At 59.5% G+C, this 16,984-nt stretch carries 11 protein-coding genes and 1 pseudogene; 7 read left to right on the plus strand and 5 right to left on the minus strand.

Features of this window, described 5'->3' with window-relative positions; all coding sequences use genetic code 11:
* Window positions 1–1,191, plus strand: coding sequence for a helix-turn-helix domain-containing protein (locus RS901_RS34820; RefSeq protein WP_316157509.1), 1,191 nt, complete (start codon window positions 1–3; stop codon window positions 1,189–1,191).
* Between the two features lie 416 nt (window positions 1,192–1,607).
* Here the strand turns inward: RS901_RS34820 and RS901_RS34825 are convergent, their stop codons facing one another.
* The gene (locus RS901_RS34825) at window positions 1,608–2,975 is read right to left on the minus strand and encodes a replication initiation protein (protein ID WP_316157510.1); all 1,368 of its coding nucleotides are present in this window, start codon (window positions 2,973–2,975) and stop codon (window positions 1,608–1,610) included.
* 1,336 nt (window positions 2,976–4,311) lie between these two features.
* Between RS901_RS34825 and RS901_RS34830 the strand changes: the two genes are divergently transcribed.
* From RS901_RS34830 to RS901_RS34845, 4 genes are all read left to right on the plus strand, one after another.
* Window positions 4,312–5,508, plus strand: a complete 1,197-nt coding sequence (locus tag RS901_RS34830; RefSeq protein WP_011154286.1) for a ParA family protein — start codon at window positions 4,312–4,314, stop codon at window positions 5,506–5,508.
* Complete coding sequence (locus tag RS901_RS34835; RefSeq protein WP_316157511.1) at window positions 5,509–6,495, plus strand: ParB/RepB/Spo0J family partition protein; 987 nt, start codon at window positions 5,509–5,511, stop codon at window positions 6,493–6,495.
* A gap of 751 nt (window positions 6,496–7,246) precedes the next feature.
* Complete coding sequence (locus RS901_RS34840) at window positions 7,247–7,483, plus strand: hypothetical protein (protein ID WP_316155122.1); 237 nt, start codon at window positions 7,247–7,249, stop codon at window positions 7,481–7,483.
* A 40-nt stretch (window positions 7,484–7,523) separates the two neighbouring features.
* Window positions 7,524–8,453: an ISAzo13 family transposase gene (locus RS901_RS34845; protein WP_316157614.1), complete on the plus strand. Its 930-nt coding sequence runs from the start codon at window positions 7,524–7,526 to the stop codon at window positions 8,451–8,453.
* A gap of 1,539 nt (window positions 8,454–9,992) precedes the next feature.
* Here RS901_RS34845 and RS901_RS34850 read toward each other — a convergent pair.
* Complete coding sequence (locus RS901_RS34850) at window positions 9,993–11,849, minus strand: phage integrase family protein (RefSeq protein ID WP_316157512.1); 1,857 nt, start codon at window positions 11,847–11,849, stop codon at window positions 9,993–9,995.
* 725 nt (window positions 11,850–12,574) lie between these two features.
* Between RS901_RS34850 and RS901_RS34855 the strand changes: the two are divergent.
* Together RS901_RS34855 and RS901_RS34860 are read left to right on the plus strand one after the other, a co-directional pair.
* Window positions 12,575–13,306: pseudogene (locus RS901_RS34855) on the plus strand (adenylate/guanylate cyclase domain-containing protein); the annotation flags it as partial.
* Between the two features lie 507 nt (window positions 13,307–13,813).
* Window positions 13,814–14,302 carry a reverse transcriptase domain-containing protein gene (locus RS901_RS34860; RefSeq protein WP_316157513.1) on the plus strand — a complete coding sequence of 163 codons (489 nt, stop codon included), beginning with the start codon at window positions 13,814–13,816 and terminating at the stop codon, window positions 14,300–14,302.
* A gap of 14 nt (window positions 14,303–14,316) precedes the next feature.
* Here RS901_RS34860 and RS901_RS34865 read toward each other — a convergent pair whose 3' ends face one another.
* From RS901_RS34865 to RS901_RS34875, 3 genes are read right to left on the minus strand one after another with little or no spacing between them, the layout of a single operon-like run.
* Window positions 14,317–16,026 (minus strand): recombinase family protein, encoded by a 1,710-nt coding sequence (locus tag RS901_RS34865; RefSeq protein WP_316157514.1) that lies wholly within the window; start codon window positions 16,024–16,026, stop codon window positions 14,317–14,319.
* The gene (locus tag RS901_RS34870; RefSeq protein WP_316157515.1) at window positions 15,989–16,531 is read right to left on the minus strand and encodes a recombinase family protein; all 543 of its coding nucleotides are present in this window, start codon (window positions 16,529–16,531) and stop codon (window positions 15,989–15,991) included. Before RS901_RS34870 ends, RS901_RS34865 begins: the two co-directional genes overlap by 38 nt.
* Entirely contained in the window at window positions 16,521–16,883 is a 363-nt protein-coding gene (locus RS901_RS34875) for a hypothetical protein (protein WP_410054256.1), read from the minus strand. The genes RS901_RS34870 and RS901_RS34875 overlap by 11 nt, the downstream gene beginning before the upstream one ends.
* Between the last annotated feature and the right edge of the window lie 101 nt (window positions 16,884–16,984).

The raw sequence follows: 16,984 nt of genomic DNA on the forward strand, positions 1-16,984 counted from the left end.
ATGAGCTATCGCTTCGACGGGCTTCCTATTGCCCGAAGAACAACAACGTGTGGCGGTGCGCCGCACTCTCCGGCCCCTATCGAAAGCGAAGATTCGAAACGCAAGGCAGCCAGGTGCGATGCCCGCCGGCTGCCCGAGCGGATTCTCAGAGCGATCGCGTTGGTCTACGAGTCCGATGGGCTTCGGGCTTTGCACATCACCAATCGCCAAGTCTTGGCAACGCTCATCCGCTTCGCTCTGAATCAGAAGGATCCTACCTCGCTCGCCTTCATAAAGAAGGCAACGATCGCGCAGCACCTCTCGATTAGCGAGGCCACTGTCTATCGGGCGCTTGGCACACTTGAAGACGCCGGGCTTATTGAGCGTGAAAGGCAGCAACGCACGAGGGCGCAGCTCGAGGTCGTTGGGCGGATCGGGTTCACCGCAAAGTTGCTACAGTGTATCGGGCTCGCTGGCCGGGAGCTTGGGTACCCAGAACCTCAAACGGGCTCCGATGAGTCGCGGTCCAGCTCCGCATGTCTCGCACCAGTGAGTGGCGTAAACAACCCCAAGCAGTCTTCTACGAAGAAACTTTCGGGCCCGAGAGAGTTTGTGCAAATTCACGATCGGGCTGTGCCCATTGATCTAGCGCCTCTCGTGCGCGACCAAGAGCTGACGACGTCCGCCCTCTTCCTTCTGATGCGGCTCGCGAGAGAGGCCGGCCACAGACTGTCGGACGTTGTCTCGGCGGCGGGTCATGTTCTTGGGCCGCTGCGGGGACGAGAGCTGTTCGCCTACCTCAAGTCGCTCCTCGGAAAGCCCATAGACTATAGCTATGTCGTTCAAACTCGGAAGGCCCAAGAAGACGAGAGGCGCGCAACCGCCGCGCAGGCGGCGCAAGACCGGCTGGAGGTTGCCCAACTCGTTGAGCGATACCGTGGGCGACGGGTGTCCGCACCTGACGGTCGGATCTACGAGGTCGACTCGGCCTCGATTGTGATCACCGAGGCCAACGGTCGGCGGAGTTCATTAGGGCACGACCAGGCGCGCGCCTGGCTGATCGAGATGGACAGAGCAGCGACTGGGCTCTCGCGTGCCTTGGCCCAGCCGTCGTCAGCGACACGGTCATCGTCGGCCACGGCACAGGCCGCTATTGAGCAACTTCGCAGCATCCTCGGTGGCAGACCTCCACCCAACATGGTAGGTGGCTGAGCTCGGAGGTCTAGTTACACGCTCCAACGTGCTTGCAGGCCTTGTACCACCCGGGTTGAAAGCAACGCGCTTTGAGGCGCTTGAGAGCGCTTCAACTCGCTTGGGGGCGCTATGGCGCGCTCGAAGGCGCTAGACCGAAACAGCTGGGGCGGCAACGCGCCAAGTCAAAGTCCGTGACCCGCGAAACCCCCGCTACGCGTCGACAGGCGCTTAGCGGGGGTGGGAGAGTTCATCCCACGGTGTCCTCTCGGAGGCGGATTTTGAGTCCGCTGCCTGCAACCAGCACGGCAAGACCTCAGGCATTCTCGGGAGCAGTCCGCAATCAGACTTGTACACTGGCTTCGAATGGTTAGATCGACGCAGCGGGGCTTTACTTTAGCTGGCGTTGAGTTTGTGGTGAAGTAACGCTGGTGTGCTCAGATCAGACTTGCTGAGGCCGCTGCACCTACTCGCTTGGCGGCCTTCGCCGCCTTGTGCACGCGACTGGCCACGAAGCCTCCAAACGTGCTTCGAACATTAGGGTCATTGATGTACTCATGCACGTTCAGGGTCGCCACGTTAAGTCTTCGCGCAAGAAGCTTGGCAGCCTGAGACTGACAAAATTCGGAGATCATGTCCGATTGCTGCTCAGTGGACAGCTTGTTGTAGGCTTCCCAACCGAAATCAGCTTCTCGTTGGTCGCGCTCGGCGCCAGCAGCCTTCACGCGGGCCTCGCGCTCAGCCATCTCCTGGTCAGCAGCCTTACGAGTTGACTCTACAATGGCCGACTGATGATGAATCTGCTTGTCGAGTTCACCAAGCAAGTAGCCTTCGCGAAGGGCCTTCATGAAATAACCACCTGCTCGCACCTTCACCTTGCCAACTTTCACGTTGTGCCGGGTGTACTCCATGGCCTGGTGGATTCGCTCGTCGTTGTACAGGTCGCGGTTGGTAATAATCTCGTTGAATTCGGACTGGTTGAGTGCGAACTCTTTGCGCAACGTCTCATAGACGTTGCGAAGCACGATGAACGCGGTCTTTTGCTCGTTGGGCTGCTCGGTAACGTTCAATCGGAATCGGACTTGGCCGATTTTCTTTGAACCGGGCACATTAAGTGTAAGCATCTCAATGTGGAGTCCGGTCACTTCGCGAATTTCGGAGATGGCTACCTCAAGGACTTTACTTCGGAAGTGCTTGAAGAGATCGTAGGTTTTCTTCTCGCACTCTAGCCAAGCTCGTAGGGCTTGAACTTCGAACCAAGGGGTGATGCCCTCAACCATGAATTGTTGTAGTCGGTCGTACAGGACCTTAGAGTGCACCGACTTGAATACATAGCGCAGGCTAAGAAAGTGGGAAGATTTTGGGTTCTTGATGGCGCGCTGTAGCCGTTCAGGAAGCTCGAAGATGAACTCCCCTTTTTCGATGAATGCTGAGCCCATTAGGGGCACTGCACCCCAGCGATCTTTGGAAGGGTCTTCGACGTCGATCTCATTAAGCTCGATAGCCGCTTTCTGGGCTTCGCGAACGAGCTTGCTTAGGTGGCGTCTGTTGTTGCTCGTTGTGGCCAGAAGCCACTTGAACAAGCCGACATCGACCCGGTATTCGCGCCGGACTTCTTGGTCTTCAGCTACAAGAAAGTAAGCAACATCGATAAGGCGACGGCCTGCCAAACTGAGGTCGATGATTTTGACGAAAGCATTGCTGCGACGGAAGCCCAAATCCTTGGGTGCTTCCGTGACGCTCTGGCCTCGAGGAGCGAAGTCCTCGAACAATGCCAAGGCTAATTGTTGCGATGCGCTTTCCATACCACTCCCCTCCTTCGGGCAGGAGGTTGCAGGGGAAAGGTCGAAAAGTCAAAACATTTCTTGTGACTTTGCCTTCCTGTCGTCTGGTTGGCGTCCCAGCGATGGTGTGGCCGAGTTTGGTCAACATAGGAATTTGCGTTCGTCGCGGTTCGGGACAATTCTGGTGACCGTTTTTGGAGTCGGATGCTTGGTCCTGCGGTGGGGGTTGTTCGACGTGCCCCGCTTTTATATCTGTCTATAGGAGCGTGGGGCGGGTTAGTTTGTTGTTTTTATAAACAGAACACCACTTACTAGAGGCAGCAGGCTTGTCAATAAAATCAATGACTTAGTTTGGAAAGGTCACTTCTGTGGTTCCAAAGGTCTCCGATTTTGTCGGGCAAGGTTACTAGATGTGGTCGAAAGGACACCGGATTTGGCCGGGCCTCCCAGGTCGATGGACTGTCGGCTCTGACAAGGTCACCAAAATTGTCCTCAAGGTCACCAGATTTGTTCGATTCCGGGCCTAAGCCAACCCCAAAAGGATCTGCGAGCGGTTTGCCCGACGCACGGTCACAGGAATTGTATTTCTGCGGGGAACGGCTTGGTACGCAGCCACAGATGGAGCAAGGTCACCAAGATTGTCCGTAATTGCAGCAACAACAGGCGCGCTGAGATCGCTGGATTGACGATACACGGGCAACAAGGTCATCAAAATTGTCTGTCCGGTTGCTGGAGTGGGAGCCAAGGTCACAAGATTTGTACGATCTGGGCCTCTAACTATCTAGCAAGGTCACCAGAATTGTGCGAGCTTCCCACAGGTTACTGGCTGAAGGCACATTGCGCAGCAGTCACTATGGAGTTGTCAAGAAGGTGGCGGCCTTTTTTGCCAGTTGCCGGTGATAAGTATTCCGCAGCAGCCAAAGTCGCCGGTCTTCATCCGTTGTTTTAAGGGATAGCAACGCCCGTAGGAACGTGGTGACCTTTACAGCACAGCGATGCGTACAATTTTGGTGACTTTGCCCGGGTAAGGGTCGCTAGTAAAAGAACTCCGCTGCGGGGCCGGACGCTAATCTGCAGAACCACAAAACAGTGAATTCGTACAATTGATGGTGACTTTGCCTATTACCCAAGGATTCACCCGCGTGCCGGTCTTTATGGAGGGGACGGCTCAATTCAATCCTTTCCCCCAACGCGAGTTACGCTCTGGGCCGGCCTGGCCTCATCAGATACGGCGAATCGCGCACATAGAGCCCCTCTAGGCGTCACTTTTTCGCCAAAAGTGCGTACAAATACGTGAAGTTTCCCCGTTGGTCGCGTATTCTACGTTTCATCCTGAATTTCACATGGAACGTTGAATATGGTGGTGAAGAGCGAATTAACCGAGATTGACCGGACTGTCACGATTGGTTCAATGAGTGACTTTTCGAAGAAGCTTCAAAAACTTACGGAGGAACTTCGCGAACATATCCTGGCACCTCGCCCTCGGAAAAGTCCGCCCACGTTCACCTCCACCCAGGTTGCCGAAATGTGCGGTATCGACCGTGCGCGGCTTCATTATCTGGCAACGAAAGACGGGAGCACACTTCCGGCGGGCGAGCTTCATGGGCGCGTACGCCAATTTACGCTTGGTGAGACTCGGAAGTGGGTTCAACAAGCTTCACAGGTGAAGCCATCCCCGCTACTAAGAAAAGGTGAAGCGGATGGCCGCGTTCTGATTTCTGCCAACTTCAAAGGTGGTAGCTGCAAGACGACTTCGAGTATGTGCCTGGCGCAGGGATTAAGTTTGCGCGGCCGCAAGGTGCTGCTCGTTGACTTGGACCCTCAGGCATCGCTGACCGAATTGTGCGGCCTGTATGCTGAGAAGATGATTGTCGAGGAAAGCACCGTTCTGCCGTACATCTACAGCCCTGAAGACTTTACGCTTGAGAGCGTCATTCAGGAGACGTATTGGGATGGGGTTGATGTCATCCCTGCGCATCCATCTTTGTTCTCCGCCGAGTTTCATATCCCGGCGATGGCAAGCAAGTCGGCGAATTATCGCTTCTGGACGCTGTTACGTAAGGGCTTGGAGCCACTTCGAAAAAAATACGACTATATCGTGTTGGATTCGGCGCCTTCGCTATCCTACCTAACTATCAACGGCCTGATGGCTGCGGACGCCATGGTGATGCCTTTGGTGCCGGAAAGTCTCGACTTCATTAGCTCGGTATCGTTCTGGAGTCTGTTCTCCGATATGGCGGACAGCTTCAAGAACATCGAAGGAAACAAAACCTACGACTTTGTGAGCATTCTGCTTTCGAAGGTTGACTATGGCGTAGCGTCTTCGGCTCCGATAGTTCGCTCCTGGGTACAACGAGCCTATGGCGATTGGATGAGCCCAATTGAAGTGCCGGCGAGCTCCGTGATGAGTAACGGGGCTCTCGCACTTGCGACGGTCTTCGACATTAGTAAGTTCGAGGGCAGCAACAAGACATTCCAGCGTGTGCGGATTCCGTTCGACGAATATTGCCGTTGGGTGGATGAGTTTTACGCCGGAAAGTGGGAGGACGCCTAAATGAATATGCGCAAGCGCATGCTGGAGCAAACCGCAAATTTGACTCCTGCTAATGAAATCAAAGTGGAAATCGCCCCCCAAGTTGCAGACCGGCCGAAGACTGCACCAGGGATGATGGCGGCCTTGAGTGCGGCACAGCTTCGGATTCAAGAATTGGAGTCCCAAGGGGCTGCAAGCACCGTTCCGGTCGAGAAGATTCGGCCGAATCCCTGGCAGCCGCGGATAAAGTTTGACGAGAGCAGTCTCACTGAGCTCGCGGAGAGCATTAAGGAACTGGGCCTAATGCAGCCCATTCTCGTTCGACGAGTCACGCCGGACAACGGAGAATCCTATTTCGAGCTGATTGCCGGTGAGCGCCGTTGGCGCGCTCACCAGGTGCTGGGCCTACAAGAAATCAAGGCGCTCATCACGGATGCGTCAGATGCAGATATGGCCGTCCTCGCTTTGGCCGAGAATGTCAGCCGTGAAGACCTCACCGACTACGAAATTGGCAAGGCGATGCGCCGTGTCGAGAAGGAATTTCCAGACAGGAAGCGGATGGCTGAATCCATGGGGATGAGCCGGAGCACACTCTATCGATATTTTGCCTTCGACAATCTACCCCAATTCATGCGTGTAGATCTGGAGAAGAACCCTTCGCTTTTCAGCGGTACTGCGGCAAGTGACACCTACGCCGTGCTCAAGAAGCATGGCGAGCCAGCTGTGGCAGCGGCTCGCGAGGTCTGGAAGCAACTTGTAGACGGTAGCCTTGAGCAGTCGAAGGTCGCCAAGCTGCTGGAGGCTTCGCTACTTCGTCGTGAAGCGACGCCTGTAACTTCCCAGCGTGACATTCATAAAGTCTATGCGGGCAAGACTCAAGCCGGCAGTATTACCAAGGACTCCGTGAGCTTTACCGTAAAGCTTAAGAGTGCTGTCCTGACTGCCGCTCAAGAGGAGCGGATACGGACGGTTATCAATGAACTTTTCGACGGAGGACCGCAACGCTAACAGTTGTCGCCCAGACTATTCGAACCCCTCACTGAGGGGTTTTTTTGTGTTCCGAGTCGGAACACCAGTCTCGTTCTTGTACAAACGCGGTCTGAATTCCCCGTGGACCCGTCAGAAGCGCAGTTTGTCGGTGCGAACGGTGCAATGTGGTCCCATCGACAGCCCGTGCAATCGTGTTCCGAGTCGGAACACGACGTCATCAGGCACACGATCCCAAACGATTCGAACGGCTGCACCGATGCGGTCATCGACGCCTCCGGGTGTACTGGAAGCCGGCGCGCCGCTTCGTCGAAGCCTACTTCGAGTTGATGTTGAACCTGCACATCCATTGCGTGCCTGGGTGCAAGAGCGACGTCAACACGCGATGCGGATTGATCTGCCCGCCCATAGCCTGATCCGGTCGAGCTTCGAGCCTCACCCCACGATGCTCACGCCATTGGAGCCTCGGAGCACACGCCCGCCAACTAGACGCCATCGTGGGACAAGCGTTGGCGCCGATCCGATTGCACGCTCGCCTGCTGACTACATCTCTGAGGTGAGCAACATGACCGCTCCGCTCCTGTTGGTTGAGATCGGCTCGGAACGGCGCGTTATCAACAAAAGCACTATCGCCTGCTCAAACGACTCCCGGCTTTGCTGCCAACAGGAGACCCCCCAGATGCTTAGGAACGGGTGAGAAATAACTTCCCGAAGTGGACGTGGCGGGTGCAAAGCGACGCTGGTAAGATGCGGTCCTTCTGGAGGACAGACGATGCAGGCTGGTTACCGGGCTGAGGTTGAAACGCGGATGAAGCGGCTGTACGTGCGGTTGTCGGAGAAGGACCGACGTCGGTATGCGGCTGTGGAGGCGGACAAGCTGGGCCATGGCGGTTTCGAATATATTGCGAAACTGTTTGAAATTGACCCGAAAACAATCAGGCAAGGGTTGAAGGACCTGGAAGAAGAGCTGGATCCGGCTGGAGAGCGGATCCGAAAAAAAGGGGCGTAAATCCAGGTTAACGGACCATCCGGAGTGGAGCGCGATATTTCTGGACGTGGTGCGAGAGCATACGGCGGGTAATCCACAACACGGCGTCATCTGGACAGATCTGAAGCCACGCGAAATCGCCCAGGCGATGACGCAGCAGGTCGACGGACGGGTGAGCGTGCGAACGGTCCGGCAGCTGTTAAAACGCAACGGTTTTTCCCGGCGGCAATCACAGAAAAAGAAGTCGTTCAAATCCCACGCGCAACGCGACGCGCAGTTTCAGCGTATTACGCAACTCAAGGCGGAATATCTCGAAGACGGCCAGCCTGTCATCAGCATCGATACGAAGAAAAAGGAGATGCTGGGTAACTTCTATCGCGACGGCAAGCTCTACACGCGCGAACAGCTTGAAGTCCTCGACCACGATTTTCCGAGTTACAGCAAAGGCAGGGTCATTCCGCATGGACTGTATGACATCGGCCTGAACAAGGCACATGTGAACATCGGCGTGAGCCGTGACACGACGCAGTTTGCCTGTGACAGCGTGGCGCACTGGTGGGAAAAACAGGCTCGCGCCGATTATCCCCACGCCACACGGTTACTGCTGTTGTGCGATGGCGGAGGCAGCAACCCGAGTAATTCGTGGCTTTTCAAAGCCGATCTGCAAAATCTGGCAGACCGGCTCGGACTGGAAATCCGGGTGGCCCACTATGCTCCATACTGCTCGAAACATAATCCTATCGAGCACCGCGTGTTTCCACACATTACGCGGGCCTGTGCTGGCGTAGTCTTCAGCAGCGTCAGTCTGGTCCGGGAACTGATCGAAAAGGCCTGTACAAAAACCGGTCTGAAAGTTACCGCTGACATCCTTGACGGAGTTTATGAAGCCGGACGGACGGTCACCCGCCACGCTCGCGCTTCACTCAACATCGAGTACGACTCAACCCTGCCTTCGTGGAACTACAGCATCCGCTCAAGGAGCGCCGCATAGCGGGAAGTTATTTCGTGCGCGTTCCTTAACACTTCCGAGTAAGTCCGCTGGAAAGCTTCGTGTTCCGACTCGGAACACGAAGCTCAAAGGTCTGAAGCTGCATCACCCGACTAAGGCTGGTCGTGCGGGTGTCCGTGTTCTGACTTGGAACGCAGCTGAGGTTGTCCCGGCGATACCTCGGGCGAGCGCATTTTGGGCGTCAATGGAGGTCGCTTACGGGGACCCTTGTAGGGCAGGCACTGCAAACCGACAGCAGCAATAGCTTTGCGGCGCAAGATCGCGCTGCTATGGAGCGCTGACGGCCGAGGACACGTCGCCTGAAAGAGTGCGACATGATAAAGGCGGGCGCCGAGCGCCGGCTCTCATAGGGGGACCGAAGTTGGACTGGATACCGTCAATTACCTCATTGGCTGAATGCGGTACGCCGCAGCTTTCGCGTGCCCCGCGCCAACAGCTACCAGGTGGCCGCCTGCTCCATGAAGGCTTAAGTCCATCGGTCGATGCGCTTGGCGCCTCAACCTCCAAAACCGAGAGCAGGGAAGTAGCGCCTTGTCTATTGCCATTTTGAATTCCTTCACTTCGACCTGTCCGCGACAGTCGCCCATGAGTTCTTCACACGTGGATGGCCAATCTAAGACGGAACACTTGATCGGAATAGCGCCCTTCCAGGATTGGAGAGACAGCGGCCCTTCGATCCGGGGCGACCGCTGCGAACTACGCACAAATCTTGAATTGGTCCGGCCATACTCTGCGTAGTCTGATTGGCAGCGAATCACCGATCGAACGCGAATGCCGGACATGGAGCAAGCTGCGGAATCGGACGATGCCATCCGTGGTCACACCTCTCAATGAGTTGCCTCACGTCACCCAGAGCGTGCATGCCCCGGCTTCGTCTCGTCTCAACTTGAGACATACCCTCGCGGGATCCCGCGACACGATGGCGCAAGGACCGACAGCAAGGTCACAAAGTTTGTACGAATCCTAGTTGCAAGGCCTCCGTAAGCCCTGTGCGCGGACTTGTTTAGCGCCGGACTCTGCCGCTAACGGACAATCGACGGTGACTTTGCCTGTTGGGGAGCATCGGAACAGAACAATATTGGTGACCTTGTGAGAGCCTGCCTGCCGCGCTACGCATTCCGCTGCCTCCACAGAAGGATTCCGGATCGGGGCATCCTCGAAAGGTCAACGCGCTCCCGTACTCGCCGGCTGAGTGCCATTGCCCGTCTGTAGGCCAGAAGGGCAGTGAGGGGGCCCGGCGCCGCAAAGGGCTTGCCGGCGAACGCACACGCCACTTCTTCCAGTGCCTCGTGGGTGTAGCGCCGCGTAGTGCTAGTGTTGCGGTGACCCAAGGGCGGGCCGTACGTCGGTCATGGCACGCCAGCTGCAGCAGATGCGTGGCATGCGCATGCTGCAGTCAGTGCGTCGACGCGGCGCGCTGCCTGGGCCACCTGCTCGCCTTGGCCCTCGCGCTCCAGGCGGTCGGCCGCCTCGGCGAAAGCCGCGCGCACGACCGCGTAGATACCCAGTCCTGGAAAGCCGCTAACTTTGGATGCTGTACAGCTTCGCCATGGCGGCAATACCGCGCCTGCGTTCCGCGCGGACATACAGCGAGGTCGTTTGCAGCGAGGCGTGGCCCAACAGCCTTTGGAGGACATCGGTGGGGATATCGTTGGCCACCGCGTGCGTGGCGAAGGTGTGCCGCAGCGCATGGGGCGCGGCCTTGCACAGCAACTGGCGCTCGGCCTCGTCAATCGGCAGGGTACTGTCTTCCGCGATGCGAAGCAGCGTGGTTGTCAGCACCCGGTATAGCCCGTCCGGCGAAAATCCCTCTCCGCTCAGGACCGGCAAGCCCTCCCGCAGCGTCAGGTGCTTGCTGCGGGCGGTGCGCGTCGAGGGCAGCGACACCGGCGACAGCAACGCCAGATCCTGGTGCACGTCTTCAAAATCGTGGCCCCGATCGGCCCAGTGCGCCCGCAGCGCCTCGATCACGCGTGGCGGCAGGAACACCGTGCGCCATTTGCCGCGCTTGCCGAGCAGCGCCAACTCCCACAGGCCATCGGGGATGCCGGCCTGCTCGGGGACGGGCTTCAGGTGACTGCGGCGCGCGCGGGCGACCTCCTCCCGGCGCGCCCCACTGCAGCCCATCAGCAGCACCGCGGCGCGCGCTAGGCGACATTGCGCACCCGGTGTGTCGGCGTCCTTCGCGCTCAGCGGGCCGGCTGGCGCCGTCGCGTTGAACCTGACACAAAGCCGGTCGAGGAGGCCGTCGCGCCGCGTCAGCGACCCCCACAGCTGACCGGGCAAGGCCTTGTCGATCGCCATCGGCACCTCTCGCTGCGCGATGACGGGATCCTTGACCATCAGCCAGGGATTGCCGCCCAGATAGCGCACGCCCACCAGCCAGGCAAAGAAACCCCGCAGCACCAGCACAGCATAGCGCTGCGACTCCGGCTGGAGCGGGCCGGCGAAGGGGCGCCAGCGCGCGGAGGCGCGTGGCGCCTTGGTGCCGATCCACGCCGGGTCCGGCTGCGCCAGGAAGTCCTTGTAGCGCTCGCAGTCGTCGGCGCCCACGCTCGACAGCGCGGTGCGGCGAGCGCAGATGCACCAGAGCAGGAAGCGCTCCAGTTCCTTCTGGTAGGCGCGGGCGGTCTTGTCCCGCTCGCGGAAGCGGGATAGGTAGGCCTGCACGGCCTCCAGGTCGTCGCGTGCCGCGATCAGGCACCAGCCGGGCGCGCGATTGCGGCCCTCGCTGCCGTCGAGGGCCGGCACCACCCGCCGCACCTGCTCCAGCGGGACCAGACAGCTAGCGCCGTCCGCTCCCAGGTCCACGCGGTCCGCGCGCGGCGTGTCGTCGGCCACCGCCAGGGTGCCCAGCGCTTCCGCCTGGGCCTGCAGCCACCGCTCGATCGCACGTGCCTTGCCCGTGCCCAGCCGCGGCACCGGTAGATACCAGCGCTTGCCGCGCAACGTGATGTACGCCATCAGCTGCGCCAGCGTCTGAATGTTCTCCTGCCGCAACGCGCGCGACACGATGGGGCGGAACCAGGCGGACACCGGGTCTTCGGGCTGCGGCCGCGACACGTCGTGGTCGGCGGCGCGCACCAGGTAGTCAATGGCGGTCTTCGGCCAGCGATTGAAGCGCCGTGCATCCGCCAGGCTTGCCGACAGGTATGGATTGCTCAGGCAGACGCGTTCGACCAGATGGTCGCGCATCGCATCGAGCCGGGCCTCCAGCTGCGCCGGCGTGCCGATGCCGGCCTTGGCCAGCGCTTCGTCGTCATAGACGCGCTCGAGGATATGCGCGGTCGGAATGCGGTTGAGCCGAAAGCGCAGGGCCGTGAAGTCGGCGCGGGTATAGCGAATGACGGTGGTGGCGACCTGGTTGTGTTGGGCCATGGCAGTAGGAGTCCGGTAGGCGGCCTCATCTTACCTGATAACAATATGCTGCCGTACTCTGTCCCGGATTGTCACAGGCCACGTTGCGGTCGCGGAGTAGCATGGGGGACCCCCTGCGCAGCCCACCGGCCGGGGCCACCAGACCACCGGGCTCGCGACCGGACACCGAAGGGAGGAGATCCCAGCCGCGCAGCACCACCGGCAGGTAGCGGGGTGGTCGCCGGCGCATTTTGTGGCTACACTGGTGCTGTCCAACGGTCGAAAATGAGCTTGGCCGCACCGGATTGCCATTCTCTTTCCTGGCCAGCGCCGCGCTTGCGGCGGACGCGCCCCCCCCCGATCCCCGAAGTGAAGCCAGCAAAACCCGGCAAAATCCTCAAAAATTCAAGCCTGATAATACGCGTTATCAGGCTTGATCGAGCACTCTCCGCCGCACTTCTGTCCGCCCGTAATGATTGCGCCACCCGCGCAAACATCTCTGCAGCAATTCAGGCGCAAACGCGACTACTACACTGCACGGCTTTTGCTGCGAGATTGCACCCTCACTACACTTCACGCCTTCACGGCAGGGCAAGGCACCGCTTCTCAAGGCACCCGTGCGCACGATGCCGTGCCCGTCGGTCCGGCGAGTGATATTTGATACACATCACGACCGTTGACGTCTTGCTAAGGGCGTGATTGCACCTTTAATTGATTGGTGGCGGCAGAAAGCAGTAAGGGGCGATATGCACTGCACACATTGCCAATCTGAGAACCCCGCGGGAGTCCGGTTCTGCGAGCAGTGTGGTCAAAGGCTTGTGCAGGTCTGCGAGCAATGCGGCCACGAATCCAGCCCCACTGCGAAATTCTGCGGTGCATGCGGCGCGCTGTTGACGAGCGCGGCTCCAGCATCCGAGCAACTTCCGCCTCCGGTGCCTGCTCCAGTCCTCTACACCCCGCCACACTTGGCCGAGCGGATCCGTGCAGAGCGCGCCGCCATGGAGGCCAAGGGCGGGGACTCAGGCGGCGAGCGCAAGACCATCACGGCGCTGTTTGCAGACATGGCCGGTTCCACAGCATTAATCCAAGATCTGGACCCTGAGGAAGCCCGCAGCCTGATTGACCCCGTTGTGGCGCTGATGATGGAAGCCGTGCATCACTACGAGGGGTATGTGGCCAAATCTTTGGGCGACGGCATCCTGGCTCTGTTCGGCGCACCGATCGCGCACGAGGATCATGCGCTACGGGCGTTGTTTGCCGCGCTGCGCATGCAGCAGGCCATGCGTCTTCACAGCGACAAAGTCCGCCTGGAGCAGGGGATCCCGCTACAGATCCGGGTCGGCGTCCATACCGGGGAAGTGGTGGTCCGCTCGATTCGCAAGGACGACTTGCGCACCGACTACGACCCGGTGGGCCATACGATGCACATCGCGGCGCGGATGGAAGGGGTCGCGACACCATCATCCATCCTCGTTAGCCCCCCGTGGCAGACTAGTTGTCGGTGTGCCAAGAAGGAAAGCGACAGTTTGTCGCCGTACATGCTGTATCCGTGATGAGGGTAGGCCCCTCGGTTTCGCCGATCAGGCGGTGATACCAAACCACCCAGAGCTGCTTCCGTTAAGAGCGGTTGTGGTGAGCGTCTAGGGAAAAGGCGAGATGAATCTCGTCAGGTAGGCAGGAAGGAGGCGAACGAAAGTGAACCATCGAAGAAGTGTCGATAATTGCAATGATGTCAAAACCGAGGATTCGACATCTCCTCGGGATCAGTCAGACGGCGACCTGGAAGTGGGTCTGACGGCATCCGGCATAGAGATGGCGCGACCTTCCTGCAGGCATGGATACGGAACTTGGGAACCTGTCGTCTCGATGCTAAGGGAGAAACTCAAGCGGAGAACCCGTGAGAGCCAGAGTACCAATGCGAGGCACAGGGGCGGAGTCATGCGTAGTAGCGTTGAAAGGGTTGTAATGACCTCTGGAGCGAAGGCATGACCTTGTCTGGCGAAGATCATAGAACAACCGCGTCGCGGGAGGATTCCAGGGTCGACGCCAAGTCGTTCGAGATACCCAAGCGGTTGATCTGGGAAGCCTGGAAGCGCGTGGCCGCCAATCAAGGAGGGCCGGGCGTGGACAGGGAAAGTATTGAATTATTCCGAAATCGCTTGGCGAGAAATCTATACGCCCTGTGGAATCGAATGAGTTCGGGGAGTTATTTTCATCAGCCGGTCAAAGAGGTGCTGATTCCGAAGGGGGACGGGTTTCGCCCTCTCGGGGTGCCGACTATCACGGACCGCGTGGCTCAGATGGCGGTAAAGTTAATGGTTGAGCCGAGAATCGATGCGAGATTTCATTCATCATCGTTCGGTTATCGTCCTAACAAGTCGGCGAAGCAAGCTGTGGCGCAAGCGAGAAGAAACTGTTGGCGCTACGACTGGGTAGTCGATATTGACTTGAAATCCTTCTTGGATCGCGCATGAGAATGCCCTTTGGTTCATGAGGAGTGTTCGAAGAGATCGGGTTGCTCGCTGACAGCCTTGATGCGTAAGCCTTTGCGCCGTCCCTGGCAGACCAGGACGGCATCGAGTTCGCCGCGCTTTACACGCTGCAACACAGTTTGGCGGGACACGCCGAGCAGCTTGGTTGCTTCCTGCATGACGACGTAGCCATCGGGGCTGTGCGCGACGAATTGTTGCCGCAGCGCATCGGTGATACGGATACGCCAGGGCGCACCGGACGTGGTCTGTTCGCCGGCGATAAAGCCGTCGTTGACCCAGCGGTGTAGCGTGGACGGCGCGGTACCCAGCACGCGTGCTGCCTGGCGGATGCTGAGCAACTCGCCATCAGGAAGTTCCGTGGGGCGCTCGAAACAAGGGATATGCCAATGGCGCCGTAGGTTGCCTACGAGGTTCTGGTTGAAGCGCAAACCGCGCGCAGTGACCCGGCCCTGTGCGTTGAGGATGCCGGCGATGGTGGCATCGGGATAGTGCTCAGCCAGACGGCGGACCAGGGCAATCGTGTCTTCGTCGGTGCGAATGGTCGCGGGTCGCGAGCGCGGCAACGCGACCTCGCAATCGGTAAGCTTGCCGCCGCGCCAACGCAGCTTCAGATGCGCCCGGTATTCTTCGCGATGGACGGTAATACACACTTCCTCGAGCAGCATGCGCAGCAATTGCTTCCTGTCGCGCAGGGTGAGGGTCGGCGCGTCCCACAACTGCTTGAGGTCTTTACCGAGCGCAAGCAAGCTCTTGCGCTGTTCAGCGCTCAGCGTGCGTGGACGAAGCTGTTCACGCCGAGCAAGTTCCGCCTGAGCTTGTTCGAGCTCACGCAACTGCTGCTCCCACTGCGTTTCGAGACCGCGCGCCACCAGGCGGTTCTCGGGGTCGACGGCGTGGTACCGCCGTTCGGCGCGCTGTGCCTCGTAGTGGGCACGTTCAACGTTCAGTCGCCACTGTGCAAGCGCCGCGTCGTGATCGTTCTCGAGGCGTTCGGCCGCACGCACGGCTGCTGCGATGCCGGCCGGCTCCACGGCTTGCAAGAAGGCCTGCCCAACGGCGGCATCGATCTGCAGGCCCCCAACATTGAGGCAGAAGACGCCGCGGCCATTCTCGATTCCTTTGTTGGAGCAATGGTACCCGGGCGTCTGGTTGGTTCCGCGATAGTGCGTCTTGAGTCGCCGGCCGCAGTGACCACAGCAGGCCAGGCCTTGCAGCAAGGCGGCCCCCTCCCTCACGGCGCCTCCGGCCTGATGAGGCCGGGGCTTGGTATTGGCCCCCAGGCGCATTTGATTGGCTTCATAGGTCGTCCAATCGAGATATCCTTCGTGGTGGTCCCGGATGAGCACGGCCCATTGCGACTGGGGCAGCCGGCGCAATCGGGTCTTGAGCACGCCATGTTCATCGACGTAGCGCTCTTGCCGGGTCTTGCCGTAGCAGTAGGCGCCAGCATAAACCGGATTGGTGAGGACATTGTAGATGGCGGTATAGGTCGGGGCGACCCAGCGGATCTGCGCGGTGTGATTGAGCTGCAGCGGGAATGACAGATTCTCGGCGCGGAACCACAGCCAGACGCGGCGGGCAGAGCCGAGCTCGCTAAAACGCTCGAACACGGTGCGCAGCGCACCGACGACGGCTTCATCCGGATGCAGCCTGACTTCGCCGTCTGCCTCACCCCACACCAGTCCGATGGGCAGGCCGCGGCGCAACTCCCCGCGGGCAGCCTTGTTGCGGATGCCGCCGTCCAGACGCGCGCAGGATGTGCAGTTCGGCTTCGCTCATGGTGCCCTTCAGGCCGAGCAACAGGCGGTCGTTGAACAGCGCCGGGTTATACACGCCGTCAGCATCGCCGATGAGCGTATCAGTCATGCTGCACAGGTCCAGCAGCCGGTACCAGTCGGAATTGTTGCGCGCCAGGCGGGAGACCTCCAGTCCGAGAATGATGCCGACGTGTCCGAGCGCGACTTCGGCGGTCATACGGGCGAACCCACCACGGTGCGCGGCGCTGGCGCCGGAGAGGCCCAGATCCTCGTCGACCACGCTGACCTGCTGCGCGGGCCAACCGAGGGCGGTGGCCCGTTGTGCGAGCGCGTACTGGCGCTGCGTCGATTCGCGATTGTGCTCGACCTGGCTGGCGCTGGACTGACGGATGTAGACGAAGGCGGTGCGCTGCAAATGGCTGGGGCCGATCTTGTTGGAGGCGTCAATCATCATTGTTCTCCCGGGGCAGCGGGTTGTTGTAGGTCACGAGCTTCGCGATCGCCCGGGCGAGGCCGTTGATTACCGCCTCGCGTGTCGTTGGATCGAGTTGTTCCCACAGGCTGTCGTCGCCGGACGGCAGATCCGCAAGGGTAGGTTCAGTTGCATTGTTGCTCTCCTGTTCCGTGTGGCGCAGCAAAGCGTCAATGATGAGGCGAGCGTGGAGCAGGTCGGCAATCGAGCCCAGCGCGTCGGATGTTGGGGCGCCGGTAGCTGTGGGAACGCTGCCGGAGGCGGCAGGGAAATCGGTCCAGTCGGCGGGAATCAGCCCACGTGATTGGTCGGGAAGCGTCAGCAGAAGGTGCAATCTGCCGGCCCGTTGCCGTCGGCTGATGACCTGGAGGCGCCGGCCCTCGAACGGGTGGCCGGATCGTGTGATGACAACGGATTCAGGAACGTGGTGGAGAG

The organism is Cupriavidus sp. BIC8F (assembly GCF_032465815.1).
GTDB classification, from domain to species: domain Bacteria; phylum Pseudomonadota; class Gammaproteobacteria; order Burkholderiales; family Burkholderiaceae; genus Cupriavidus; species Cupriavidus necator.